We start from the raw sequence: 23,848 nt of genomic DNA on the forward strand, positions 1-23,848 counted from the left end.
CCCGGTGGCGCCCGGTGGCATCCGATGGCGCCCGGTGGCATCCGATGGCCGGACGGGGGCGGGTGGCCTCTCCTGGTGACCTCCGATCGGTCAGGAAGGGCTGCGGCTGCTGGGGCATGACCAGGGACCGGCTCAGGTCGTGCTCTCCGCGCCCGTTCCTGGCCCCGTCTCCGAGCCTGCGCCCATGTCCGCGCCTGCGCCCGTGGTCGGGATCGTGACCCTGACGCGGTGTGTGGTGTGGCCGGTGCGAACGGTCAGTCCCGTCTCCAGCGCCTCTTCGATGGTCCGGCCGGCCGTCAGCCAGGCGTGCAGGGCCGAGGCCGAGGCTCCCGGGTCGAGCCCGTCCGGATCGCCGGTGAGCCGCAGGAGCCGACCGGTACGGGTCCGTACCGTGCACGCGTGGGGGCCGGTGATGTAGGCGGCCAGCGAGCTGTGGGGATGTCGCGCGAGTACCTCGGCCGTCCACTGCTCGGGCGAGCCGAAACGCAGATCATCCGCCGCCGCCTCTCGCAACAGCACGTCGGTGAGGGGGAGTTGGCCGGGATCGCGGGTGTCCTCAGGGGTGGCCATGTGGACGTGGCCCTCACCCGCGGGCTCGTACCAGGGATCCGCGTGGCGGGCCAGGTGGACCACATACGGGTCCGTCGTCACCCGGGTGAGAACCCTCAACGGGGCCGTCGCAAAAGGCCGTTGGTGCGGCGGCAGCCTCAGCGGCTCCAGGAGTGCGGGGCGTTCGGGTTCCGGGGTGTCCAGCAGGCGGTAGAACAGGGCCCGCAACAGTGCCGCCGATGCACCGGGCGCGGAGGTCGTGAGGTGGGCCGGCCCCGGCAGCGGGCTGTGGTTCGCCATCAGGTCGTCCAGGTGGGCGGCGAGCGGCGCGTGCGGGTCGAACCGGGGAGCCGCGCCTACGAATTGGGCCACCGGGGACTGCGGGTCGAGGCCCCCGCCGGCTGGAGCCGCGCCGAGCAGGACGGGTAGGCCGAGGGCCGCGGCGTAGTAACTGACCGAACCGTGGTCGCCGATCACCGCGTCCGCGGCGAGCAGCGCCTGACGCCAGTCGTGCAGGGGGTCGACGAGTACGAGTCCGGCACGCAGGGCCCGGTCCAGCCAGGCCCGGATCTGCCCGGGGCCGTGCCCGTGCCAGATGTTGGGGTGCAGCACGGCTGCGACCCGGTACTCGTCGGCGGGCAGCTCCGCGGTGAGCCGGGGCAGCAGGGAGGGGAACACGTCGGCCCCGCCGCCGTCGCCGAACAGCGACTCGGGGTTCCAGGTCGAGTTCAGCACCACCAGGCGCTGGCCCCGGCGTACCCCGAACGCCTTTCGGAAGCGCTCTCGGTAGGGGCGTGCGGCCAGCATCCGGTCGAAGCAGGGGTCACCCGCGAGGACCGCGGTCGTGGCGGCTTCGGGGCACGCGGTACGGAGTCGGTCCAGCTGCTCGGGGTGGGAGAGGACCATCGCGTCCGCGATCGGGATGCCCTTGTGGAGCAGCCAGTCCGGGGAGAGGCCGAAGACAGGGGCGGGGCCGGGGGCGGGGTCGTTGCGGAGGGAAGGGCAGGTGGCGGATGCGGGGGGCGCGTTGGATGCGAAGGTGGGAGCGCTCTCGGCTTTTGGGGCCGGGGCCCCGTCCGCATTCGTATCCGCTTCCGCATCCACGTCTGCGTTCTCTGCGTTCTGTGCGTCCCTGTCCGGCTCTGCGACCGTGTCCATGTCCGCCGTCGGCTCCACGGCCGAGTTCGCGCCCGAGGGCGAATCGAACGCAGACGCCCGACCTTCGGGCGAAAGGTGTCCGGTGTCCGGTGTCCGGTGTCCGGTGTCCGGTGTCCGGTGTGGCGAGCGTTTTATTGTAGCCGACCCCGTGCGAGAGCAGGGTCAACTTCCCTGAAACGCGGTGCAGTTGGCCGCCCAGGCTGGCCGTGATCGCCAGATCCACCTTCGTTTCGAGGGCCTGCTCCCAGGGGAGTACCGGCACCCCGGTTTCGGCGAGCAGCGCGTCCACGCCGCCTTCGAACGCCGAGGAACCCGTGCAGGTGGCCAGCAGCTGAATCCCCAGGTCGTCATGGAACAGCGGCAGCACGTCGAGCAGCCGGGTGGCCGAGGTGACGTTGTGCACCACGAACAGCACCCGCTTGCACCGGCCGCGAGCCGCCCAGCGGGCAGCCTCGTCCCCGACCGGCACCCGTATGTACCGACCGCCCGTACCCATGCCCGAGCCCGTGCCCGTCGACCCGATCATCCCCGCCACCCCGCCCTCCCCGTCACCGTGTCGCTCGCCGCCCCCCACGTGACGCCCGCGCCATCACCGTCACCGTCACGTGCCGCCGCCCCCCCCCGCATTTCACGTCCGGTCCACCCCGTCTTCGTGGTGGGTCACGATAGCCAAGGGGCGCTCGCCAGGTTGCTGGGCAGGTTGCTGGGTCGCCGATGCGGGCGACGCCGGTGCAGTCCAGTCCCGCCCGCCCGGCCCCTCGTTGCTCCATCCGGCTGCTCCTGACCGCCGCCGGGGCGCGCGCCGGGCGCGGGCGACTCCCTGGGCTCGTCGCGGATGTGCGGGGCGTTCTGCGCCCTGGAGGCCAACGCCGTCCAAGGGGAGAGCGTGTGGGGCGTGAGGGGCGCGCGTGAAGCTTGGCTGTTGGCCCGCTTAAGAAATCCTCGATGGACTCGGCGCCCGGCTCTCGGCAGATTGGTGATCAGCAACAGCGCCACCTTCACCACCCCACCTTCACCACCCGCCACCTTCACCACCCGCCACCTTCACCACCCCCCACCTTCACCACCCTCCACCGCGCATGCCCGGCCCCGATCCGAGGCCGGCCGCCCCTCTCCGTACGCCGGGAGCACCGCCCATGAAGGCACTTGTCAAGCAGCACGCCCGACCCGGACTCTGGCTCATGGACGTACCGGAGCCGGAGGCCGGGCCCGGGGACGTGCTGATCAAGGTCCTTCGCACCGGCATCTGCGGTACGGATCTGCACATCCGCTCCTGGGACGGCTGGGCGCAGGGCGCCGTCAGGACGCCGCTGGTCCTCGGCCACGAGTTCGTCGGAGAGGTCGCCGCGATCGGAGCGGACGTCCAGGACATCGCGGTCGGCGACCTGGTCAGCGGCGAGGGTCACCTGGTCTGCGGGAAGTGCCGCAACTGCCTGGCCGGGCGCCGGCACCTGTGCCGCTCCACCATCGGTCTCGGTGTCGGACGCGACGGCGCGTTCGCCGAGTACGTGGCGCTGCCCGCGTCCAACGTGTGGGTGCACCGCACCAAGGTCGACCTGGACATCGCCGCCATCTTCGACCCTTTCGGCAACGCCGTACACACCGCCCTCTCGTTCCCGCTGGTCGGCGAGGACGTGCTGATCACCGGCGCGGGCCCGATCGGCATCATGGCCGCGGCCGTCGCCCAGCACGCCGGCGCCCGCAGCGTCGTGATCACCGACGTCAGCGAGTCCCGGCTGGACATCGCGCGCAAGGCCGGGGCCACGCTCGCGCTCAACGTCGCCGAGCACGACATCGCCCACGCGCAGAAGCAGCTCGGCCTCAAGGAGGGCTTCGACATCGGCCTGGAGATGTCGGGCCGCCCCGAGGCCATGCGCGACATGGTCGCGAACATGACGCACGGCGGTCGCATCGCGATGCTGGGCCTGCCGGCGCAGGAGTTCGCCGTCGACTGGGCGAAGATCGTCACCTCGATGATCACCATCAAGGGCATCTACGGGCGTGAGATGTTCGAGACCTGGTACGCCATGACCGTGCTGCTCGAAGGCGGGCTCGACCTCAGTCCGGTGATCACCGGCAAGTACGGGTACCAGGACTTCGACGCGGCCTTCGACGAGGCCGCCACCGCCCGCAGCGGCAAGATCATCCTCGACTGGACCGTCTAGCCGCCCCCTCCCGCAGGCCCCGCCCGTTCCCACGGGTCCGCCGTCCCCACGGCCCGCCCGGCCGCAAGGCCGAACCCGTAAGGGTCCGCCCGGCCCGCAAGGACGAACCCGGCCCCGAGGGTCCGCCCGGCCCGCAAGCACGTCCCGCCTCCCGCCCGTCCTAGGAGCACCCCGCATGTACGCGAACGTCCGCGACGACATCCAGAAGACCCTCGACGAGATCAAGGAAGCCGGTCTCTTCAAGCCCGAGCGCGTGATCTCCACCCCGCAGAGCGCCTCCGTCTCGGTGCCCTCGGGCGACGTCCTGAACTTCTGCGCCAACAACTACCTCGGCCTCGCCGACCACCCCGAGGTGGTCGCCGCCGCCAAGGACGCCCTGGACCGCTGGGGCTACGGCATGGCGTCGGTCCGCTTCATCTGCGGCACCCAGGACGTGCACAAGGAGCTGGAGGGCCGCCTGTCGGCGTTCCTCGGCCAGGAGGACACGATCCTCTACTCCTCCTGCTTCGACGCCAACGGCGGTGTCTTCGAGACCCTGCTCGACGCCGAGGACGCGGTGATCTCCGACGCCCTGAACCACGCCTCGATCATCGACGGCATCCGGCTCTCCAAGGCGGCCCGCTTCCGCTACGCCAACCGCGACATGGCGGACCTGGAGGCCAAGCTCAAGGAGGCGTCGGGCGCACGCCGCCGTCTGATCGTCACCGACGGCGTGTTCTCCATGGACGGCTACATCGCCCCGCTCCAGGAGATCTGCGACCTCGCCGACCGCTACGACGCCATGGTCATGGTCGACGACTCGCACGCCGTCGGCTTCACCGGCCCCGGCGGCGCCGGCACCCCCGCCCTGCACGGCGTGAGCGACCGCGTGGACATCATCACCGGCACCCTCGGCAAGGCCCTCGGCGGCGCCTCCGGCGGTTACGTGGCCGCCCGTGCTGAGATCGTCGCCCTGCTGCGCCAGCGCTCCCGTCCGTACCTGTTCTCGAACTCGCTCGCCCCCGTCATCGCGGCCGCGTCGCTCAAGGTCCTCGACCTCCTGGAGTCGGCCGGTGACCTGCGCGAGAAGCTCGCCGCGAACACCACGCTCTTCCGGACCCGGATGGGCGAGGAGGGCTTCGAGATCCTGCCGGGCGAGCACCCCATCGCGCCCGTCATGATCGGCGACGCGGCCGAGGCGGCCCGGATGGCCGAGCTGCTCCTGGAGCGCGGCGTGTACGTGATCGGCTTCTCCTACCCGGTGGTGCCGATGGGTGCGGCCCGCATCCGCGTCCAGCTCTCCGCGGCCCACTCGACCGAGGACATCGAGAAGACGGTGGCCGCCTTCGTCGACGCCCGCGCGGCCATGAAGGCCTGACCCGCGGCAGGCCGGTCGGGCCCGGCGCCTGCCCGCCCGCCCGGAGCCCCGGGCGTCGGTGCGGGCCCGGCGCTCGGGCGACAATGGCTGGGTGATCGACCCCCGCCGGCTCCGCATCCTGCGTGCCGCGGCGGACCACCGTACGGTGACCGCCGCGGCAGCAGCGCTGTATCTGACCCCCTCCGCCGTCTCCCAGCAGCTCGCCGCCCTTGAGCAGGAGACCGGGCACACCCTGCTCACCCGCAGCGGCAAGGGCGTACGGCTCACCGCCGCCGGCGCCATCCTCCTGGAGCACGCCAACGCGGTCCTGGCCCAGCTGGAGCGGGCCGAGGCGGAGCTGGCCGCCTACGCGGGCGGCGCGGCCGGAGAGGTCACCGTGGCGGCCTTCGCGACCGGCATCGCGGAGGTGCTCGCGCCCGCCATCACGCGCCTGCGCGACACCCACCCCTCGATCCGGGTGCGGGTGCGCGACGCGGAGGGGGACGAGGCGCTGCCCCTCGTCCTGGACGGGGAGGCCGATCTGGCACTGGCCGTCGAGTACCGGGGCGCGCCCCGCGAGGACGACAGCCGGCTCTCGCGCGTCCCGCTGTACGCCGAGCCCTTCGACGCCGTGCTGCCCGCCGGGCACCCCCTCGCCCAGGGCCCGAACGTGCCGTTGTCGGCACTCGCCGACGACGACTGGATCGGGCCCTACCCGGGCAACCCCTGCCACGACGTGATGCTGCTGGCGTGTGAACTCGCGGGATTCCAGCCCAAGTTGGTGCACTCCTCGGACGATTTCCGGGCCGTCGTGGCCCTCGCGGGCGCCGGGGCGGGCGTGGCGCTCGTGCCGCGCTCCGCGCTGCGCGGCATGGCGCAGAAGGACACCGTGGTCCGCCCGGTGGACGGTCCTGCGGCGACCCGGCGGGTGTTCGCGGCGGTACGCAGGGGAGCGGAACGGCACCCGCTGTTCCACCCGGTCCTCAAGGCGCTGGCCGAGGCGGCGCGCGGCCTGCCCACCGACTAGCGGCACGGCCCGGGGGAACCGGCCCGCGGCCCTGTGCTCAGGCCCAGGCCGGAGCGGTGCCGGTCAGCTGGCAGACCACCAGGTACAGCGGGATCGGCGGGGTGTAGGGCGTCGCGCCCTCGGGGAAGTTGATCAGACGGGGGCGGTCGGCGTCCGGGACCACGGCGCCGGGTGCGTAGCGCACCGGCCGGGGCCAGGGCAGCTCGTGGTCGGAGCCGGCCGGGACGATCCACCACCACCAGTCGGCGGAGGCGAACACGCAGCCCGACCGGGGAAGGCGGGACAGCAGCCGGAAGCCGTGCGCGGCGGGTACCCCCACCGCGTCCCGGCCGAGGGCCGCAGGCCTGACCTGCGGCAGCAGTACTCCGCCGCCGGATCGAGCGGCGGAGCCGCCGGGCCCGGGCACACCGTGCGCACCCCCACTGCGCACGGGGCCTCGGGGCCCGGCGGTTCCGGACCCATCGGTTCGCGGGCCCTGCCGCCCGGACCGGGGTCCCCAAGGAAGCTTCTCTCTCAGCACGGGCGGGCCGCCTGACCCGGCCCGCCGTGCGCGAGCTCGGCCCAGACGATCCGGCCGGGCCCGTACGGGGCGTCGTGCGAACCCCAGGCGCTGCTCACCGCGTCGACGAGCAGCAGCCCGCGTCCGCGCTCCTCCTCGTCGTCCGAATAGCACAGGCGGGGCCCGGCCGAGCCGCAGCCCAGGTCCCGTACCGCTATCCGCAACGCCCGCTGGAGATCGGTGAGTTCGCACAGTATGTGGTCGCCGGCGGTGTGCACGACGGCGTTGGTGACGAGTTCCGAGATGACCAGGGAGACGGTCTCGTGGAGCTCCTCGTGGTGCCCCCAGCCGGTCAGCATGTCCCTGCTGCGCCGGCGTGCGAGGGAGACCGATTCGGTACGGGCCGGCACATCGAAGGCGTACCGCCGCACAGCGGTCCCGGAGCAGGCGCCTGTGAGCTGGGGGACGAGCGCGTTACCAGGGGCCACGACCGGAATCCTCACAGTGGGGAGGCGGCTCGGGACGCCGCCTCCCCCGAGGCCGCGCACCTTCGCCGCGTGTGAACTGGTTCACCGACCTACCTTGTACCCGCGGCGGACACTTGGCAAGAGGCACTCTGAAATTTGCAGAGTGCCGTTCTCCTATCTGCAACGACGTGGCACACTGCTCGCAACAGCACATGGGGAGGTCTGTCGTGAGTGAACCCCGGTCCGCCCCGACCGTGGGCCAGGTCGTGCTGGGCAGACGCCTTCAGGACCTGCGCGAGCGGGCCGGTCTCCGGCGCGAGGAAGCGGCCAAGGTGCTGCGGGTGGCCCCGGCCACGATCCGGCGCATGGAGATGGCCGAGGTCTCCCTCAAGATTCCCTACGTGGTGCTGCTGCTCCAGGCCTACGGGATCGCCGACAGCGAGGCGGAAGGTTTCGTCGCCCTGGCCGAGGAGGCCAACAAGCCCGGCTGGTGGCAGCGCTTCCACGACATCCTGCCCGACTGGTTCAGCATGTACGTGAGCCTGGAGGGCGCGGCCTCGCTGATCAGGTCGTACGAGCCGCACTTCGTGCCGGGCCTGTTGCAGACCGAGGAGTACGCCCGCCAGGTGATGCGCAGCGGCGCGCTCGGCGCGACCAGCCACGCGGACATAGACCGGCACGTGGCGCTGCGCATGGAGCGCCAGTCGCTGCTGACCCGCGAGGACGCCCCGCGCCTGTGGGTGATCATGGACGAGACGGTGCTGCGCCGCCCGGTCGGCTCGGCGCAGGTGATGCGGGAGCAGATCGACCGCCTCCTGGAGGCCTCGACGCTGCCGAACGTCACCGTGCAGCTCGCCGAGTTCGCCTCCGGGCACCATCCGGGGACGTACGGGCCCTTCGTGCTCTTCCGCTTCGCCGTGCCGGAACTGCCGGACATGGTCTACAGCGAGTACCTGACCGGCGCCGTCTATCTGGACGCGCGCCCCGAGGTGGCCACCCACCTGGAGGTCATGGACCGCATGGCGGCTCAGGCCGCGACTGCACAACGCACGAAGGAGATCCTCAGGGATCTCCGCAAGGAGCTGTGAATGGATCACATATACGACGGCGGGCCGGCCGGCGGGCACATCTACAACGGCATGCCCGCGGCCCAGCTCGGCGCCGAGGGCTGGCACAAGCCGTGGAGCGGCGGCAACGGCGGCAACTGCTTCGAGGCGATGAAGCTGGCCGACGGCCGGGTCGCGGTGCGCCAGTCGGCCGATCCCGAGGGCCCCGCGCTGATCTACACCCCCGGCGAGATCGCCGCGTTCATCCAGGGCGCCAAGTCCGGCCAGGCCGACTTCCTCCTGACGTGATCCCCGGGGCTCCTGCCCCGCCACCAGATGCTCCCCCTGGCTCAGCCCTCACCCCTCGGCCCCCCCCGTTTCTCCCCCCCTCAACTCCCTTGATTCCCCCACCTGTTCACTGAACTTCATCCCCATGGAGCGCACATGACCGGGCAAGACCGCAGTGCCGTCACGATCGACACCAGCAAGCCCCACCCGGCCCGGGTGTACGACTGGTTCCTCGGCGGCAAGGACAACTACCCGGTGGACGAGGCGCTCGCCGAGCAGCTGCTCGCGCTCGACTCGCGCGGCCGGGACATCGCGCGGGTCAACCGGGCCTTCATGCACCGCGCCACCCGCTGGCTCGCCGAGCAGGGCGTGCGCCAGTTCCTGGACATCGGCACCGGCATCCCCACCGAGCCGAACCTCCACCAGGTCGCCCAGCGCACCGCCTCCGACGCCCGCATCGTCTACGCGGACAACGACCCGATCGTGCTGCGGCACGCGGAGGCCCTGCTGCGCTCCACCCCCGACGGTGTCACCGAGTACATCCAGGCCGACGTCCGCGAGCCCGAGCGCATCCTTGAACTCGCCCACGGCACCCTCGACTTCGACCGCCCGGTCGCGCTCTCGCTGATCGCCCTGACCCACTTCATCGGGGACGACGACGATGTGTACGGGATCGTCGACCGCCTCCTGGGCGTCCTCGCGCCCGGCAGCTATCTGGTCCTGTCGCAGATCACCGGCGACTTCGACCCGGAGAGCGCGGCCCGCGCGGTCGAGCTCTACAAGGAGGGCGGCGTCACCCTGCGCCCCCGCACGAAGTCCGAGGTCACCCGGTTCTTCCACGGCCGCGAACTGGCCCAGCCGGGCGTCGGCCTGGCCGCCGAATGGCACCCGGAGCTGGGTGAGAGCGCGGCCGAGGGCGACCACACCATCCCGGTGTACGCGGGCGTGGCCCGCAAGGCGTGAGGCACCGGGTGTGCGCGGGCGTGGCCACCGGGGAGTAGGTACGGGGCGTGGCCACCGGGGAGTAGGTGCCGGGCGCGGCCCCGGCCGGACCGCGCCCGCCCCGCTCACCCCAGGTCGAAGGCGTTCGGCAGGCCGAGCCGGTAGCGCCACCGGTCGGTGTTCTTGAGGAGGTCCAGCTCCGGCGCACTGTAGAGCGGGGTCACCGTGCAGCGCGCCGCGCTCGAACCCACCCGGTCCAGAAGGGCGTTGGCGGCCAGGCGCCCCGAGGTGTTCGCGCCCTCCATCGTCGCCAGGTCGATGGGGACGGCCACGTAGTCGCCCGCGAGATAGAAGTTGGGGATCTTCGTGGCCGCCGAGGGGCGGTTGTGGAACGTTCCCGTCGGGTGGATCAGCAGCTCGTCCTCGTTGCGCGGATCGGGCGTCCCGATGCCCGAGACGCCCGGGTCCAGGAACCACGAGTGCAGCTTGGAGTCGCTCAGCACCGTTTTGCCGGTGTCGTTGAGCGCGGCCTTCAGCTGTGCCCACACCTCGCGTGCCACCTCCTCCCGGGTGCACTGCTTGGCCGTCTTGCCGTAGAGGATCCCGGGCTTGTCCCATTCGGATATGTCCACCGAGAGGCAGTCGGCCACCGAGCCGTCGCCGTATGCGGCGGCGAAGGGGTGCTGCGGCCAGTGCTCGGCCTGCGCGATGGCGGTCAGCGACCACTGCGAGTCGATGCAGTCGACGTGCCCGTGCACGATGTCGGGCCGCTCGCTCAGATAGAACTGAATGCCCGTCATCCAGTCGGTGCGCAGCAGGTCGCAGCGCGCCAGCTGGGGGTCGGCGGCGCGCATCGCCGCACTCCACGTGGGCCGCGCATGCTCGACGGGGAGCGCCGAGACGTAGTGGTCGGCGGTCACGGTCCGTACGGCGCCGCTCTCGTCCTCGACCTGAACACCCGTCACCCTGCCGCCCCCGTACGTGACTTCGCGCACCGTCCAGCCCACCTTGAACTCGACGCCCAGGGCGCGGAGCCGGGTGACCCAGGGGTCGATCCACGCCTCGTTGGTGGGGGCGTTGAGGATGCGGTCGAGCGGACCGTCCGCGCCCCGGCCGAGCGCGTTGAACACGAAGGCCTCCAGGAGACTGCCCACCGTGCGGGTGCTGGCCTCCTCCGCCTTGGTCGCCACGATGTTGCGGGTCACGCCGACGGCGAGGATGCGCTGGTAGTCGTAACTCATCTGCGCGGCCCGGGTGAACGTCCACCACGGAACGGTCTCCCACTGGTTGTCGCGGCGCTCCTGGCAGCTGGTGAGGAACACCGCGAGCCGGTCCACGAAGTAGGCGATCTCGCGGGCGGGCAGCCGCTGGAAGGTGCCGAGCACGCCGGCCAGGGCGCGGCGGATGTCGTCGAGGGTGAGGGGCTGGGGTGTGCCGGCGCCCGGCATCGGCAGGCGCAGGTCCTCCTGGCCGGTCCGCGCGAACATCATTTCCTTGGGCGCCACCAGGTTGTCCCATACCCCGTGGGCGTTGCCGGGGTACGGGATCCGCCGCATCGTGTCCGGCAGGTTGTGGTAGATGCCGGGGATGAAGCGGAAGCCGTGTTCGGCGGGGAGCGGCCTGCGGTCGCCCCTGGCGCTGTCGGGGACGTCCATGGAGCGGGCCTTGCCGCCGAGCGCCCGGCGCTCGAAGAGGGTCACCCGGAACCCCCGCTCGGCGAGCTCATGAGCCGCCGTCAGTCCGGCGACCCCGCCGCCGAGCACGGCCACGCTCTGTCCGCCCGCCGCGCCCGACGTCGCGCCTGCCGCCGTGCGGGAGGCGGCGGAGGCGGTGGGGGCCTCCGCTCCCAGGGCGGCGGCCGCGCCCGCCGCCGCCGTGCCCGCGACAAAAGTCCGTCTCGTGCTGCCCGTGCGCGTCACAGTGCTCCCTATTACCGGTGGTAACGGTCACGTCCGGCGCAGGAGCATACGGTCGCCCCGTCCATCCCGGAAGACGGATCGAGTGTGAGACGCAGGGCGATTACGAGACGAATTCCTCATCCCCGTAACGGACTTGGGCCTTGTTCCAGTCCACGCCCAGGGACGCGGTGAACTTCCTCGCCAGCGGCAGATCGGCGAGCGGGGCGATGAGAACGAGCCGTCCGTCGAGGGTGACCGAACCGCCGCCGAGCTCGTCCCGCGCCTCGGGGTTGTCGACGAGGGCGTCGTGCAGCCGGGTCGCCGAGACGCCGGGAGCCTGGATCTCGACGGAGTCCGTCTCCGGCGAGGTGCGCGCCAGGCAGCGAAAGGTCAGCACCGACTCCTGTTGGTACTGCTTGGCGATGACCCCGGCGATGTGGTGCAGCCCGTCCCGGCCGACCCGGGTGACATCGAACTCGCGCGAGCGCTCGTAGGTGGCCCGCTTCAACTCGCCCGACCAGAAAACCCCGTTGAGCAGCTTGGAGGCGCCGGGCCGGGCCCCGTTGGCGTGGATGATCCCGCGCACCTCGCGGTCGAACCGGTCGAGCCTGGTCCTGAGGCGCGGGTCGGCCGGATCGGTGATGATCGCGGTGTTGTTCGTCGCGTAGATCTCTCCGGAGGGGCAGCCGTGTGCCGCCTCGGCGGCCCTCGCGGTGCCGGCGCCCGCCGCCCCCAGGGTCAGGGCCCCGGCCGCGATCAGGACGCGCAACCTTTGCTTCATGCCTCAACTCCCCGCTCGATGGCTCGATTTGCTGCGCCGGAGCGCATCGGGATCACCGTAGGGGGCGTGGCGCAGAGTTAACCTCGGTAACTCCACGTATGGCCGATATCGGATGCCCGGCATGCGGCACCCGCCGCCGGGGGCCGCGCGGGTTACTGGCCGCGCCAGATGTTGTCGAAGGCCGCGTCCTCGATGCTGCGCCGCTGGCGCACGGCGGCCAGTTCGGTCACCGCGTCGTCGACGGCGGTCACCACGGTCACCACCGTGTCGCCCGCGCGCTCCGCGAGGTCCTCGGGTGCCTCCTCGCGCAGCCGGGCGGCGACCGCGAGACCCGCCAGCACGGGCTCGCCCGAGGTCCAGCGCTCCATCGCCGCGCGCCGGTCCGGCGAATCGGCCACCGCCGCGCGCCCGGTGCGCAGCGGAAGCCAGCGGTGGTGCTCGCGGGTCACCCCGCCGTCCGTCTCCAGGGCGGCGAGATAGGCCGCGTACAGGCCCCGGCCCCGGCGCCACAGCCAGTCCTCCACCGACTCGTACGGACTCTGCCGGGTGAGGGCCGCCGCCGCTTCCGTGAGCTGACGATCCGTCAATCCGCGGGGTGACGGGCCGGGGACGATGCGATCGCCGTCCAGGGCGAGGGCGAAGTGGTCGGCGAGATCGAGGAGTTCGGCCCCGGCGAGGGCGAGTGAGAGGTCGCCCTGCTCGACGGGGTGGTCGGCGGGGCTGACGTCCATGCTGACGATCAGCAGGTCCCGTGCAGTGGTCATGTGGGATTCCCTGTCACAGCGTCGGCGGCACGCACGGGGCGCATGGCATGCGCGCATCCTAAGGAGATCGGGGGGCTCGCGGCAGGGGGCGCTCCGAGGACGGCCGGGTACGGGCCGGGCGACGCCCTCCAGCGACGCTCTCCGCCGATGGCCCCCGTCGATGCCCCTCCGTCGGCGCTCTCCGCCGATGGCCCCCGTCGATGCCCCTGCGTCGGCGCCCTCGTCGACGCGTGCCCCAGCGGGCCGCGCCCGCCCCCCGCCCCCTTCGACTCGACGTGTGCGCGGAGGCGGCCCGCCCAGCCCCGCGCACACGCGTGAGCGTCTGTGATCAGATGAGGGCATGTCCCGTCGTACCAAGCGCCCCGCACGTCCCTCCGTCCCCACCGCCTGCCCCTGTGGGCTGCCCGCCCCCTATGCCGAGTGCTGTGGCCGCTACCACTCGGGGGCTGCCGCGGCCCCGACCGCCGAGGCGCTGATGCGCTCGCGGTTCAGCGCCTTCGCGGTCCAGGACGGGCCGTATCTGCTCCGCACCTGGCACCCTGACACGCGGCCCCGGGACCTCGGTCTCGACCCCGGCATGCGGTGGACCCGTCTGGAGATCCTGGACACCACGGACGGGAGCGCTTTCCACACCACCGGCACGGTCACGTTCCGCGCGCACTACACCCACGGCGGCGAGGTCGGATCGCTGCACGAGCAGAGCCGGTTCTCGCGCGTCGAGGGCGCCTGGGTCTACCTCGACGCGGTGTTCACCGACTGACGGACGCGCCCGCTTCGGCGCGCACCGCGGGCAGGCCGTTCGACAGGTCCTCGGCCATCAGACGCTTGGCGATGTTGTCCGCGGCGGCCCGCAGCTCCGCGCTGCGCGGGCGCCCGCGGTCCTTCTCCAACTGCTCGTTGAGCCAGGCCGACCAGGAGTGCGTGATCGCCTCGACTTCGCGGTCCCCGGCCGGGGTCTGCGAGAAATAGCTGCCCTCGCGGCTGAGGAAGCCTTCCTCGACCATCCGCTGGAACACCGGCACGAGCACCTCCGGCGGCACATGGCGGCGGGACGCGATCAGGCCGAGGCTCGCGTACCCGACCATGCGCGTGTGCTGCTCGACCTGCATGACGGCCCAGGCGCCGGCCACGTCGAGCCGGGTGTCGGAGGCCGCCACGATCCGCCGTGCGGTGGTCACGTCCGCGCTGCGCACGATCTTGCCGATGGCCAGTTCGAGCACCTTCTGGGAGTCGCCGCTGCTCGGCTGCGCGAAGCCCTCACCCATGTCCGTGGACGCGGACCGGGCGCTGTCGCGCAGCTTGACCTGCTTGAGGAACAGCGCGACGACGAAACCCACGGCGGCCACCGGCACCGTCCACAGGAAGACGGTGTGCAGGCTGTCGGAGTACGCCTGCACGATGGGTGCCGCCGTCGCCGGGGGCAGCCGGTGCAGGCCGTCCGGGGACTGCGCGGCCTGCGCGAGCTGCGCCGGGCTCGCGCCCCCGGTCCGCGCGGCCGCGGCCACCCCGTCCCGGAGGTTGGGCCCCAGGGTGTTGGCGTAGATGGTGCCGAAGACGGCGGTGCCGAACGAGCTGCCGAGCGTACGGAAGAAGGTGACGCCGGAGGTGGCGGTGCCCAGGTCCGCGTAGTCGACGGTGTTCTGCACGGCGATGGTGAGCACCTGCATGCACAGGCCGATGCCGAGGCCGAGCACGAACATGTAGAGCGATTCCAGCCAGGCACTGACGTCCGGCCCCATCAGCGACAGCAGATAGAGGCCCACCCCCATGACGAGGGCGCCGACGATGGGGAAGATCCGGTACTGGCCCGTCTTGCTCACCACGTTGCCGCTGAAGACGGACGCGATGAGCAGCCCGATGACCATCGGCAGGGTGCGCACGCCGGAGATCGTCGCCGAGTCGCCGTCGACGTACTGGAGATACGTGGGCAGGAACGTCATCGCACCGAGCATCGCGAAGCCCACGATGAAGCTGAGCACCGAGCACACCGTGAAGACCGGGTTGCGGAACAGCCGCATCGGCAGCATCGGTTCGGCGGCCCGGGTCTCCACCCAGCAGAACAGGGCGAGCGCGATCAGACCGCCGGCGAACAGGCCGATGATCGTCCCCGAGCCCCAGGCGTACTCGTTGCCGCCCCAACTCGTCGCCAGGATCAGGGCGCTGGCCCCGACGGCTACCAGGCCGATGCCGAGGTAGTCGATGACGGGCTTGGCGACCGAGCGGACCGAGGGGATGTTACGGGCGGCCGCGATCACCACGAGAATGGCGATGGGCACGTTCACATAGAAGGCCCAGCGCCAGCTCAGATGGTCGGTGAACAGGCCGCCGAGCAGGGGCCCGATGACCGTCGACACGCCGAACACGGCGCCGATCGCACCCTGGTACTTGCCCCGCTCGCGCAGCGGGATCACATCGGCGATCAGCGCCATCGCCGTCACCATCAGGCCGCCCGCGCCGATGCCCTGGAGTGCCCGCCAGGCGATGAGCAGCGTCATGTTGGTGGAGAGGCCGCACAGGAACGAACCGGTGATGAAGATGATCGCCGACACCTGGAAGACGACCTTGCGGCCGAACAGGTCGCCGAACTTGCCGACCAGCGCGGTCGCGACGGTCTCCGCGAGCAGATAGGAGGTCACCACCCAGGACATGTGGGCGGCGCCGCCGAGGTCCGAGACGATCGTGGGGAGCGCGGTGCCCACGATCGTCTGGTCGAGGGCCGCCAGCAGCATGCCGAGCATGATCGTGCCGAACACGATGTTCCGCTGCCGGACGTCGAGCACGGGCGGTGCGGACACGGGTGCTGTATCGCTGGCGGTGGTCACACTGGCACCCTCACACCGCCCCAGGTGGCGCGCATGCCGTGTCGGCCGGGCGAGTGATGTACCGGAGCCCTGCTCGGCGCCCGGTGGCGAAGGCTCAGGCGCCGAGCGCCGCGCCGGAGCCGACCGGCTGCTCGGTGAGCGGCAGGGCCGGCGGCGGCGCTGTCCGCCGGAGCCGGGGGAGCGCCGGCACGGAGGCGAGGAACACCAGGGTGGTGAGAACGAACGGCCAGGTGAAGGAATGCCCGCCGACCGGTCTGGAGAGCGCGTTCAGAGTGGGTCCCAGCACGGTGGCCGTGGCCGCTCCCACCACCGCGAAGCCGAGGCTCCACCGGTCGGCCGCGAGCAGCACCCCGCACAGCGCCATGGCGACGAGCACGGCGTTGTAGCCCATGGTGCCGTCCACGATCCGGGCCGCCGGGGCGCCGAGCGCCCACGCGGTCACCACCCCGACGGCGCTGCCGGTGCACGCCATGGCTCCCGCCGTCCGGCTCGCGGCGAAGATGCCGACGAGGAGGATCAGGCCGACGTACCACTGCGGCATCAGGAAGACCTGCGCGAGGTTCGCGAAGAAGGCCCGCCCGATGTCGTCGACGCCGAGGTCCAGGGAACCCTCGGCCGCCCGGCTGAGCTCGGCCGGCGCCCGACCGCCGTGCCACACCCGCTCGAAGCCCGGCGCGGCGATCGTCATCGCGCTCGCCGTGAGACAGAACGGCAGGGTGAGAGTGGGCAGCCCCCAGCCGCGAAGCAGCGTCGCGGTCGCGCCCGTGACCACGGTGACCACCACACAGCCGCCCGCCGCGAGGATCATCGTGGAGGGATGGCCGGGGCCGAGGAACACGGCGAAGGCGACCGCGACGAGACAGGCATTGAACCCTTCGAGCCCGGCCGACACCCTGCTCCGGTCCACGCCGAGCAACTGCGCGGTGGCGGTTCCCAGCGCCGTGCCGAACAGGCCGTAGAGGCCGTACTGCCAGCCGGCGGCGAACAGTGCGACCGCGAAGATCACCCCGGTGATCGCGCTCGGCATGAACTGCACCTGCGCCTGGCCGCGCAGCACGTGCACGGCGAACCGGCCGCATCGTCCCGTACGCGCTATCCGCACGTGGCCCCCCTAGACGCGTGAAATCAGCACGACGCATGAAATCGGCCCGTAACGGCCAAGCGCACAGTAAGGGGTTGCACCGGGTGGTTAGCAAGGGTCGGACAGGGTCACAAAAGTTGCCGAAAGCCGCTTATGGGGTCGCATCGGCGCAGGTTTTGTATACGGCGCCCGACGTCAGTCCGCGATCTTCGTCGGTAAGTCCGGCAGCTTCTTGTCGTAGAGCCAGGTCTGGAGGAGCGGACGCAGCGACTCTCCCGAAGCGGCCTCGGCATGCGCGATGAAGGAGCCGGTGTCGCCGATCCGGCCCCGCCGCGCCGCGTGCCAGCCGCGCAGCACCCCGAAGAAACGCTCGTCGCCCAGGGTCAGCCGCAGCGCGTGCAGGGTGCAGGCGCCCCGGTTGTAGAGCCGGTCGTCGAAGATGCGGCGCGGGCCGGGCTCGGCGAGCCGCAGGTTCTGGCTGCGCCGGGCCAGATTGCGCCACTCGCGGCGGGCGATCTCGTCGGCGCTGTCCTCGCCGATGTGTTCCGACCACAGCCATTCGGCATACGTGGCGAAGCCCTCGTTGAGCCAGATGTGCCGCCACTCGCGGATGCCCACACTGTTGCCGAACCACTGGTGCGCCAACTCGTGCGCCACCAGCGTCTCCCAGCCCCGGCGCCCGTCGATGTGGTTGCGCCCGAACACCGAGCGCGTCTGGTTCTCGACGGGCGCGCCGAGGTCGGCGTCCACCACCACGGCCCCGTACGCCTCGAAGGGATAGGGCCCGAACAGTTCGGAGAAATGCCGCAGCATGTCGGGCTGGCGGCCCAGGTCGTGCCGGGCCGCCTCGGCGATGCGGGAGGGGTAGGCGTTGTGCACCGGGACGGCCCTGCCGCCCGGCGGCCCGGGCGCGAGCACGCTGTCGTGCTGGAAGCGGCCGGTGTAGAGCGCGGCCAGGTACGTGGCCATGGGGCCGGGGTGGTGGTACGTCCACACATCGGTGGCGCCCTCGCTGCGGCACTCGGTGAGCGTCCCGTTGGCGAGCGCCTGCCGGTCCCGCGGCACCGTGACCCGGAACGTGTACGCCGCCTTGTCGTCGGGCCGGTCGTTGCAGGGGAACCAGGACGGCGCCCCCAACGGCTGCGAGGCGACCAGGGTGCCGTCGTGGCTGTCGCCCGTACGGTCCCAGCCGATGCTTCCGAACGGCGAGCGGATCGGCCCCGGGCGCCCCCCGTACCGCACCTTGGTGGTGAACACGGCGCCGCGTGGCAGGGGTTGACCGGGCGTCACATACAGCTTGCCCTGGCGCTGGCGGACCCGGGCGGCCTGGCCGTCGACATGCGCCGTGTGCGCGCTGAGCCTGGACAGGTCCAGCTCGATCCGGTCGAGGGGGCGCAGCGCGACGGCCTGGATGAGCGCCGTTCCGGCGAGCTGGCCGCTGGCCGAGTCGTAGGCGATCCGCAGGTCGTAGGCGAGCGTGTCGTGTCCGTACGAGCCGTGCTGCGGGAAGTAGCGGTCCCCGCGGCCGGTGGCCTCGTCGTCCGCCACGGCCATCGTGCCGAGGGCGGACAGCGCGGCCACCCGGACCAGCGAGCGCCGGGTGCAGCGCGTCATGCCGCGCTGCCTTCCCGCGAGGAGCCCTGACGGAACGTCAACCGTGCCTGTTCCGCAGCGGGTTGGCTGCCGGTGAGAGGTGCCTTCTCGCCCGCGATGGGGTTGCCCGCCCAGCGGGTGTCCGGCGGCACGCTCTCCCCGCGCATCACCAGGGACGCGGCTCCCACCGAGGCCCGGGCTCCGACATCGGTGCCGGGCAGCGCGATGCTGTGCGGGCCGAGCGACGCTCCCTCCGCGAGCCGAACCGTGTCCAGACGCATGATCCGGTCGTGGAAGAGATGGGTCTGCAATACGCACCCGCGGTTCACGCTCGCGCCGTCCCCGAGCGTGATCAGATCGGTCTCCGGCAGCCAGTACGTCTCCAGCCACACCCCGCGTCCGATGTGCGCACCGAGGCCGCGCAGCCACCAGTTGAGGACCGGGGTGCCGGTGAAGGAGCTTGCCATCCACGGCACGGCAAGGGACTCGACGAAGGTGTCGTACAGCTCGTTGCGCCACACGAAGGACGACCACAGCGGATGCTCGCCCGCCTCGAACCGGCCGACCAGGACCCACTTCGCGGCGGTCGCGGTCAGCCCCGCGACCGCCGCGGCCACGAGGAGCAGCACGACCCCGGCCAGCGCCGCGAGCGGGAGGCCGCCTTGGTTGAGAGCGCTCTGCTCGCCGATCAGTACGGCCTCCGCGAGCAGCACCGAGCACATCAGCGGCACCACCCGGCACAGCTCGACCGCGGTCCGGGCGAGCACGAGGCGGCGCGGCGGATCGAAGGTGCGGCCCGGGTCGGCCGCGGTGGCCACCCGGGGCAGTGGCAGGGCCGGCCGGCCGAGCCAGGAACTGCCCGGCTCGCTGTGCGCGGGCGCGTCGCACAGCACCCCGACCAGGGCGCCGTCGGGCACGCGGCGGCCGGGTCCGACGATGCCCGAGTTGCCGACGAAGGCCTTGCGGCCGACGCTCGCCGTCCCCAACCGCAGCCAGCCGCCGCGGACTTCGAACGGGGCCACCAGGGTGTCGTCGGCAAGGAACGCCCCGTCCTCGACCGTCAGGAGCGAGGGCAGCGGCAGCACCGTGGAGATCTCGGCGCGCCGCCCGACCCTGGCGCCCAGCAACCGCAGCCACACGGGGGTCGCCAGGCTCGCGTACACCGGGAAGAAGCTGCCGCGCGCGCCGCCCAGCAGCCGGGTCACCAGCCAGGCGCGCCAGGCCACCCCGCCGCACACGGGGTGGAAGCCGGGCTTGATGCCGCGGCCGAGGATCCGGACCAGGGCGGCGAGCGTCAGGAGTGAGAACAGGGTGGTGACCACGGTGACGGCCGGCGCGGCGAGCAGCAGCCGGACGGCGACCGCCGAGAGCGTGTCGCAGGACCGCACCAGGTAGTAGACGCCGATGAGCGCGGGCGCGGTGGACAGCAGGGTCAGCAGCGGCAGACCGAGCAGGGAGAGCGCGTACGCGGCGGCCCAGCGGCGGGAGCGCTCCGGGCGCGGCGCGGGCCAGCCGTTACCGGCGACTCGGTCGTACGCCTCGGCCGGGCGGGCCGGCGAGCCCAGCCAGCGCCGGCCCGCCGGGATCTCCCCGTCCAGGCAGGCACCCGGGTCCAGTTCGGCGCCCGCGCCGAGGACCGCGCCGGGCATCAGGGTGCTGCGGTGGCCGACGCGGGCACCCTCGCCGACGCTGACCGCGCCGATGTGCAGCGTCGCCCCGTCCAGCCACCAGCCGCTGATGTCGGCCTCCGGCTCCACGGCGGCGCCCCGGCCGATCGTGGCGAGCCCGGTTACCGGCGGCATGGCGTGCAGGGTGACGCCCCGCCCGACCCGGCACCCCAGTGAGAGCGCGTACAACCGGGCCCAGGGCGTGCCGAGCAGCGACGGCACGCCGAACGCGGCCACCACGCGCTCGGCCGTCCACAGCCGCAGATGGACCCGGCCGCCGCGCGGATACGCACCCGGCCGCATGCCACGGGTCAGCAGCCGCGCGGCCCCGCCGCCGATCGCGAACCGGGCCGGTGCGCTCATCAGGACGACCGTGCCGATCAGCACGAACCACCAGGAGGTGTGGGGTGCCCAGGCCTGCGGCGCGAGCCATCCCAGAATGTTGTCGAGCGTCGCCAGACCGATCAGGCCGCGCAGCCCCGCGACCCCGAACAGGGCCGTGGTGACGAGGAGTTGGACCACGCCGGCTCCGCGTGGCACCGGCTGTACGGTCCGCGCCTCGGCGGCCGGCCCCGCGAGGGATTCGAGGTGCTGGGCCATGTCCCGCAGGACCGGGCGCCGGTAGAGGTCGGCGACGGACACCCCGGGGTAGTGGGCGCGCAGTTCGGAGGCGAGCCGGGCCGCGCTCAGGCTGGAGCCGCCGAGCGCGAAGAAGTCGCTGTCCGGCTCGGGGTGCACGCCCAGCATCCGCTCCCACGCCCCGGCCAGGCGCGCGGAGGTGGAGCCGTCGTCGGCCGGGTCGTCGTCGCCGACCGGGCCGCGCTGGGAGGGCAGCGGCCAGGGCAGGGCGTCCCGGTCGACCTTGCCCGAGGTGCGCGTGGGCAGCTCGGTGACCTCGACGATCAGCGGGACCAGGGCCGCCGGCAGGCGTTCCGAGAGGAAGCCGCGGGCCTGCCCGGCCTCGAAGCTCCCCTGCTCGGGCACCACATAGCCGACCAGGATCTGGCCGCCGGCCGGGGTGCCGCGTACCGCGCCGGCTGCCGCGCGTACACCGGGGAGCGCTCTCAGCATGGCGTCGATCTCGCCGAGTTCGATGCGCCGACCGCCCACCTTGACCTGGTCGTCGGCGCGCCCGAGGTGGACGAGCCCGGCCGCATCCGCGCGGACGAGGTCGCCGGTGCGGTAGGCGCGGGGGGTGTCGAGCAGGGCGAGCGGCGCGAACCGCTCGGCGTCCTTGGCGGCGTCGAGATACCGCGCGGTGCCGGCTCCCGCGATGACCAGCTCGCCCTCGCCGCCGTACGGGACGGGCTCGCCGCAAGCGTCCAGGACCGCCAACTCCCAGCCCGCGAGCGGGAGTCCGATGCGTACCGGTTCGCCGGGCAGCATGCGCGCGGCGGTCGCCACCACCGTCGTCTCGGTGGGGCCGTAGGTGTTCCACATCTCGCGGCCCTTGACCGCGAACCGGTCGGCGAGCGCTCCCGGGCAGGCCTCGCCGCCGACGATCAGCAGCCGGACCTCTTCGAGGGCCTCGTCCGGCCAGAGCGCCGCGAGCGTGGGCACCGTGGAGACCACCGTGATGCCGCGCTCGACCAGCCACGGCCCCAGCTCATGGCCGGCCCGCACCAGGGAGCGGGGTGCCGGAACCAGGCAGCCGCCGTGCCGCCAGGCCAGCCACATCTCCTCACACGAGGCGTCGAAGGCGACCGAGAGCCCCGCGAGCACCCGGTCGCCTGGGCCCAACGGCTGCTCCGCGAGGAAGAGTCGGGCCTCCGCGTCCACGAAGGCGGCCGCCGACCGGTGGGTCACGGCGACACCCTTGGGCAGTCCGGTCGAGCCGGACGTGAAGATGATCCAGGCGTCGTCCTCGGGCAGCGCGGGTCGCCAGCGGGCCCTCAGGGGCGCCGCGGGCCCCGGCAGTATCCGCTCGTCCGCCTCGATCACGGCGCACACCCCCGCCTCGCGGAAGACCGTCGCCGCGCGCTCCTCGGGATCGTCCGCGTCCACCGGCACATAGGCGGCGCCGCTCAGCAGCACCGACAGGATGGCGAGGTACAGGTCACAGGTGCCGGACGGGATCCGGACGCCGACCCGGTCGCCCGGGCCGATGCCGTGGCGGGTGAGCCGTACGGCGCGTTCGGTGATCCGGTCGCACAGGTCCTGATAGGTGAGCCGCTCGCCGCCCGCGTCGAGTGCGGGTGCGCCCGGATGGGCGGCCGCCGTCGCGTCCAGTACGTCGAGCAGAGTGCGGGGGTGCGGAGCGGCGGCGCCGCGGAAGACGGCCGGCAGATGCGAAGACATACGGCATGCCTCTGGCGTAGTGCGGGTGGTACGGACATCCTTCGGACATCCGCCCACTCAGACGGGCATATCCAGCGGCGGGTTCGCTCCGGCCTTGGGACTTGACGATATTTATCCGTTGTTTTCGAAGTGATTCGGATGATTATGGCGCCGATCGGGGCAAGTTCAGGGCTGTTCCCGGTGGCCGAGGTCCCTTGCGCGTAGCACTAGTTCGGTGGCGAACCGGTGTTCGGGATCGGTCAGCCGGTCGCCGAAGATGGACTCCAGGGTCCGCATCCGGTAGCGCACGGTCTGCGGGTGCACAGCGAGGATTTCGCCCATGTGGGCGGCGGTGCCCCGGGTCGCCAGCCAGGTCCGCAGGGTTTCGATGAGCCGGTCGCGCCGACCGGGCGTCAGGGCGTCGAGCGGGGCGAGCTCGCGGCGGCCGAGGTGTTCGAGGAGGGCCGGATCGGAGCGCAGCCAGAGGGTGACCAGATGGTCCTCGCAGTACAGGGTTCCGGAGTCGCTGTCGATGACCCCGGACGCGGCGAGTTCGAGTACCTGGCGGGCCCAGCGCAGGGAATCGGACGCATCGCCGATGGGGACTTCGAGCCCGACCGCGGCCCAGGAGCCGTGCAGGGCCGCGTCCAGCATCCGTCTTCGTACCTCGTCGACGGGGCCCGGTATCAGCAGGTGCGGAAGCGGCTCGCCGGGGTCGGCCAGGACATCGTTGTCCAGGGCCGCGCGGGTCAGCCCCGTACCGGAGCGCAGCGCGACCAGGGTGACGCGCTCGGGCAGCGGCCAGTGGGCCCGGTCCGCGAGCTCCGCGATCGCGGCGCGCGGCACCGGGGATCCGGCCAGGATCAGATGCAGTAACCGTCTTCGCAGCGCGTCCGAGCGCTCCCCGGAGAACGAGGTGACTTCCAGGTAGCCCTCGCGTGAGAGCGCTTCCAGCTCCTCCACATAGGTGAACAGCGCGTCGGCGAAGCTGAGCATCAGCGCGGGGGAGAGGTTGTAGCGCCGGCCGATCTTCTTGGCCCGGCGCAGCGCCACCCGGGCGCCGAGCCGGTAGGCACCTTGCAGGGTGTCCAGGCTCCGGCCCTCGTACGCCTCGAACCGGCCGAAGCGCCGGCACATCTCGTCGCGGAGCGCGGAGGGGGCGCTGGGGGACGCCACCTGGTCGACGAAGACGGTGAGGTTCTGCTCCACTCCGACGCGGATCGCCTCGCCGTAGGGGCCTTCGAGCAGCCGGGCGTACTCGGGATAGGCGCGGGTGACCTCCGCCCCTATCTCCTTGAGCAGACCCGGGAGTTCGGGCCGCATGATCGCGGCGAACTCCTGTGGGAGCGGTCCCAGCGGCTCCTGGGTGTCCGGTGATTGCGCGGCTGTGGGCATCTCACTCCCCTTGCACTACGGCGCCCGGTGGGGAGAGCCGATGGAGAAAGCGCTCCCACCGGCCGACAGGTGCGTACCTTTCGCGGACTGCTG

The 23,848-nt window shown here is 72.3% G+C and carries 18 protein-coding genes; 7 read left to right on the forward strand and 11 right to left on the reverse strand.

Annotated elements, in window-relative coordinates; all coding sequences use genetic code 11:
• Nucleotides 1-132: 132 nt before the first annotated feature.
• Nucleotides 133-1,707 (reverse strand): hypothetical protein, encoded by a 1,575-nt coding sequence (locus CG740_RS13465; protein WP_234376234.1) that lies wholly within the window; start codon nucleotides 1,705-1,707, stop codon nucleotides 133-135.
• A 1,136-nt stretch (nucleotides 1,708-2,843) separates the two neighbouring features.
• Here CG740_RS13465 and tdh point away from each other — a divergent pair.
• The 3 genes from tdh to CG740_RS13485 all read left to right on the forward strand — a co-directional run bounded on the left by tdh (nucleotide 2,844) and on the right by CG740_RS13485 (nucleotide 6,235).
• On the forward strand, nucleotides 2,844-3,872 hold the full coding sequence (gene tdh, locus CG740_RS13475; RefSeq protein ID WP_100575314.1) for an L-threonine 3-dehydrogenase: 1,029 nt from the start codon (nucleotides 2,844-2,846) through the stop codon (nucleotides 3,870-3,872).
• Between the two features lie 175 nt (nucleotides 3,873-4,047).
• Nucleotides 4,048-5,229 carry a glycine C-acetyltransferase gene (locus tag CG740_RS13480; RefSeq protein ID WP_100575315.1) on the forward strand — a complete coding sequence of 394 codons (1,182 nt, stop codon included), beginning with the start codon at nucleotides 4,048-4,050 and terminating at the stop codon, nucleotides 5,227-5,229.
• A 91-nt stretch (nucleotides 5,230-5,320) separates the two neighbouring features.
• Nucleotides 5,321-6,235, forward strand: coding sequence for a LysR family transcriptional regulator (locus tag CG740_RS13485; protein WP_100575443.1), 915 nt, complete (start codon nucleotides 5,321-5,323; stop codon nucleotides 6,233-6,235).
• 37 nt (nucleotides 6,236-6,272) lie between these two features.
• Here the strand turns inward: CG740_RS13485 and CG740_RS13490 are convergent, their stop codons facing one another.
• A complete protein-coding gene (locus CG740_RS13490; RefSeq protein WP_234376249.1) occupies nucleotides 6,273-6,596 on the reverse strand; it encodes a hypothetical protein in 324 nt (107 codons plus the stop codon).
• A 152-nt stretch (nucleotides 6,597-6,748) separates the two neighbouring features.
• Complete coding sequence (locus tag CG740_RS13495) at nucleotides 6,749-7,222, reverse strand: ATP-binding protein (RefSeq protein ID WP_100575316.1); 474 nt, start codon at nucleotides 7,220-7,222, stop codon at nucleotides 6,749-6,751.
• Nucleotides 7,223-7,428: 206 nt separating this feature from the next.
• Between CG740_RS13495 and CG740_RS13500 the strand changes: the two genes are divergently transcribed.
• The 3 genes from CG740_RS13500 to CG740_RS13510 all read left to right on the forward strand — a co-directional run bounded on the left by CG740_RS13500 (nucleotide 7,429) and on the right by CG740_RS13510 (nucleotide 9,498).
• Nucleotides 7,429-8,289 (forward strand): helix-turn-helix domain-containing protein, encoded by an 861-nt coding sequence (locus CG740_RS13500; RefSeq protein ID WP_100575317.1) that lies wholly within the window; start codon nucleotides 7,429-7,431, stop codon nucleotides 8,287-8,289.
• On the forward strand, nucleotides 8,290-8,556 hold the full coding sequence (locus CG740_RS13505; protein WP_100575318.1) for a DUF397 domain-containing protein: 267 nt from the start codon (nucleotides 8,290-8,292) through the stop codon (nucleotides 8,554-8,556). It begins immediately after the preceding gene.
• Between the two features lie 135 nt (nucleotides 8,557-8,691).
• Nucleotides 8,692-9,498 (forward strand): SAM-dependent methyltransferase, encoded by an 807-nt coding sequence (locus CG740_RS13510; protein ID WP_100575319.1) that lies wholly within the window; start codon nucleotides 8,692-8,694, stop codon nucleotides 9,496-9,498.
• Nucleotides 9,499-9,602: 104 nt separating this feature from the next.
• On the opposite strand, the gene CG740_RS13515 is transcribed toward CG740_RS13510, so the two are convergent.
• From CG740_RS13515 to CG740_RS13525, 3 genes are all read right to left on the reverse strand, one after another.
• On the reverse strand, nucleotides 9,603-11,396 hold the full coding sequence (locus tag CG740_RS13515; RefSeq protein WP_100575320.1) for a hydroxysqualene dehydroxylase: 1,794 nt from the start codon (nucleotides 11,394-11,396) through the stop codon (nucleotides 9,603-9,605).
• A gap of 100 nt (nucleotides 11,397-11,496) precedes the next feature.
• Nucleotides 11,497-12,156, reverse strand: a complete 660-nt coding sequence (locus CG740_RS13520; protein ID WP_100575321.1) for a hypothetical protein — start codon at nucleotides 12,154-12,156, stop codon at nucleotides 11,497-11,499.
• A gap of 152 nt (nucleotides 12,157-12,308) precedes the next feature.
• Nucleotides 12,309-12,920 carry a GOLPH3/VPS74 family protein gene (locus CG740_RS13525; protein WP_100575322.1) on the reverse strand — a complete coding sequence of 204 codons (612 nt, stop codon included), beginning with the start codon at nucleotides 12,918-12,920 and terminating at the stop codon, nucleotides 12,309-12,311.
• A gap of 340 nt (nucleotides 12,921-13,260) precedes the next feature.
• Here CG740_RS13525 and CG740_RS13530 point away from each other — a divergent pair, with 340 nt between their 5' ends.
• Nucleotides 13,261-13,680 carry a YchJ family protein gene (locus tag CG740_RS13530; RefSeq protein ID WP_100575323.1) on the forward strand — a complete coding sequence of 140 codons (420 nt, stop codon included), beginning with the start codon at nucleotides 13,261-13,263 and terminating at the stop codon, nucleotides 13,678-13,680.
• Here CG740_RS13530 and CG740_RS13535 read toward each other — a convergent pair.
• The 5 genes from CG740_RS13535 to CG740_RS13555 form a co-directional block, all read right to left on the reverse strand.
• A complete protein-coding gene (locus CG740_RS13535; protein ID WP_199846428.1) occupies nucleotides 13,670-15,742 on the reverse strand; it encodes an MDR family MFS transporter in 2,073 nt (690 codons plus the stop codon). The two genes, CG740_RS13530 and CG740_RS13535, sit on opposite strands and share 11 nt — an antisense overlap.
• Before the next feature lie 94 nt (nucleotides 15,743-15,836).
• Nucleotides 15,837-16,844: an urea transporter gene (locus CG740_RS13540; protein WP_234376235.1), complete on the reverse strand. Its 1,008-nt coding sequence runs from the start codon at nucleotides 16,842-16,844 to the stop codon at nucleotides 15,837-15,839.
• 174 nt (nucleotides 16,845-17,018) lie between these two features.
• Nucleotides 17,019-18,437 (reverse strand): M1 family metallopeptidase, encoded by a 1,419-nt coding sequence (locus CG740_RS13545; protein WP_100575325.1) that lies wholly within the window; start codon nucleotides 18,435-18,437, stop codon nucleotides 17,019-17,021.
• Nucleotides 18,434-22,381, reverse strand: coding sequence for a Pls/PosA family non-ribosomal peptide synthetase (locus CG740_RS13550; RefSeq protein ID WP_100575326.1), 3,948 nt, complete (start codon nucleotides 22,379-22,381; stop codon nucleotides 18,434-18,436). The genes CG740_RS13545 and CG740_RS13550 overlap by 4 nt, the downstream gene beginning before the upstream one ends.
• 165 nt (nucleotides 22,382-22,546) lie before the next feature.
• The gene (locus CG740_RS13555; protein WP_100575327.1) at nucleotides 22,547-23,755 is read right to left on the reverse strand and encodes a helix-turn-helix domain-containing protein; all 1,209 of its coding nucleotides are present in this window, start codon (nucleotides 23,753-23,755) and stop codon (nucleotides 22,547-22,549) included.
• Between the last annotated feature and the right edge of the window lie 93 nt (nucleotides 23,756-23,848).

It is taken from the genome of Streptomyces sp. CB01201, from assembly GCF_002803085.1.
GTDB lineage: Bacteria > Actinomycetota > Actinomycetes > Streptomycetales > Streptomycetaceae > Streptomyces > Streptomyces hundungensis.

Bases quoted from the DNA above. Each gene is read 5' to 3' on its own strand.
- CG740_RS13465 (WP_234376234.1), bottom strand. From the start codon at position 1,707: ATGGACACGGTCGCAGAGCCGGACAGGGACGCACAGAACGCAGAGAAC.
- tdh (WP_100575314.1), top strand. From the start codon at position 2,844: ATGAAGGCACTTGTCAAGCAGCACGCCCGACCCGGACTCTGGCTCATG.
- CG740_RS13480 (WP_100575315.1), top strand. From the start codon at position 4,048: ATGTACGCGAACGTCCGCGACGACATCCAGAAGACCCTCGACGAGATC.
- CG740_RS13505 (WP_100575318.1), top strand. From the start codon at position 8,290: ATGGATCACATATACGACGGCGGGCCGGCCGGCGGGCACATCTACAAC.
- CG740_RS13510 (WP_100575319.1), top strand. From the start codon at position 8,692: ATGACCGGGCAAGACCGCAGTGCCGTCACGATCGACACCAGCAAGCCC.
- CG740_RS13520 (WP_100575321.1), bottom strand. From the start codon at position 12,156: ATGAAGCAAAGGTTGCGCGTCCTGATCGCGGCCGGGGCCCTGACCCTG.
- CG740_RS13525 (WP_100575322.1), bottom strand. From the start codon at position 12,920: ATGACCACTGCACGGGACCTGCTGATCGTCAGCATGGACGTCAGCCCC.
- CG740_RS13530 (WP_100575323.1), top strand. From the start codon at position 13,261: ATGTCCCGTCGTACCAAGCGCCCCGCACGTCCCTCCGTCCCCACCGCC.
- CG740_RS13545 (WP_100575325.1), bottom strand. From the start codon at position 18,437: ATGACGCGCTGCACCCGGCGCTCGCTGGTCCGGGTGGCCGCGCTGTCC.
- CG740_RS13550 (WP_100575326.1), bottom strand. From the start codon at position 22,381: ATGTCTTCGCATCTGCCGGCCGTCTTCCGCGGCGCCGCCGCTCCGCAC.
- CG740_RS13555 (WP_100575327.1), bottom strand. From the start codon at position 23,755: ATGCCCACAGCCGCGCAATCACCGGACACCCAGGAGCCGCTGGGACCG.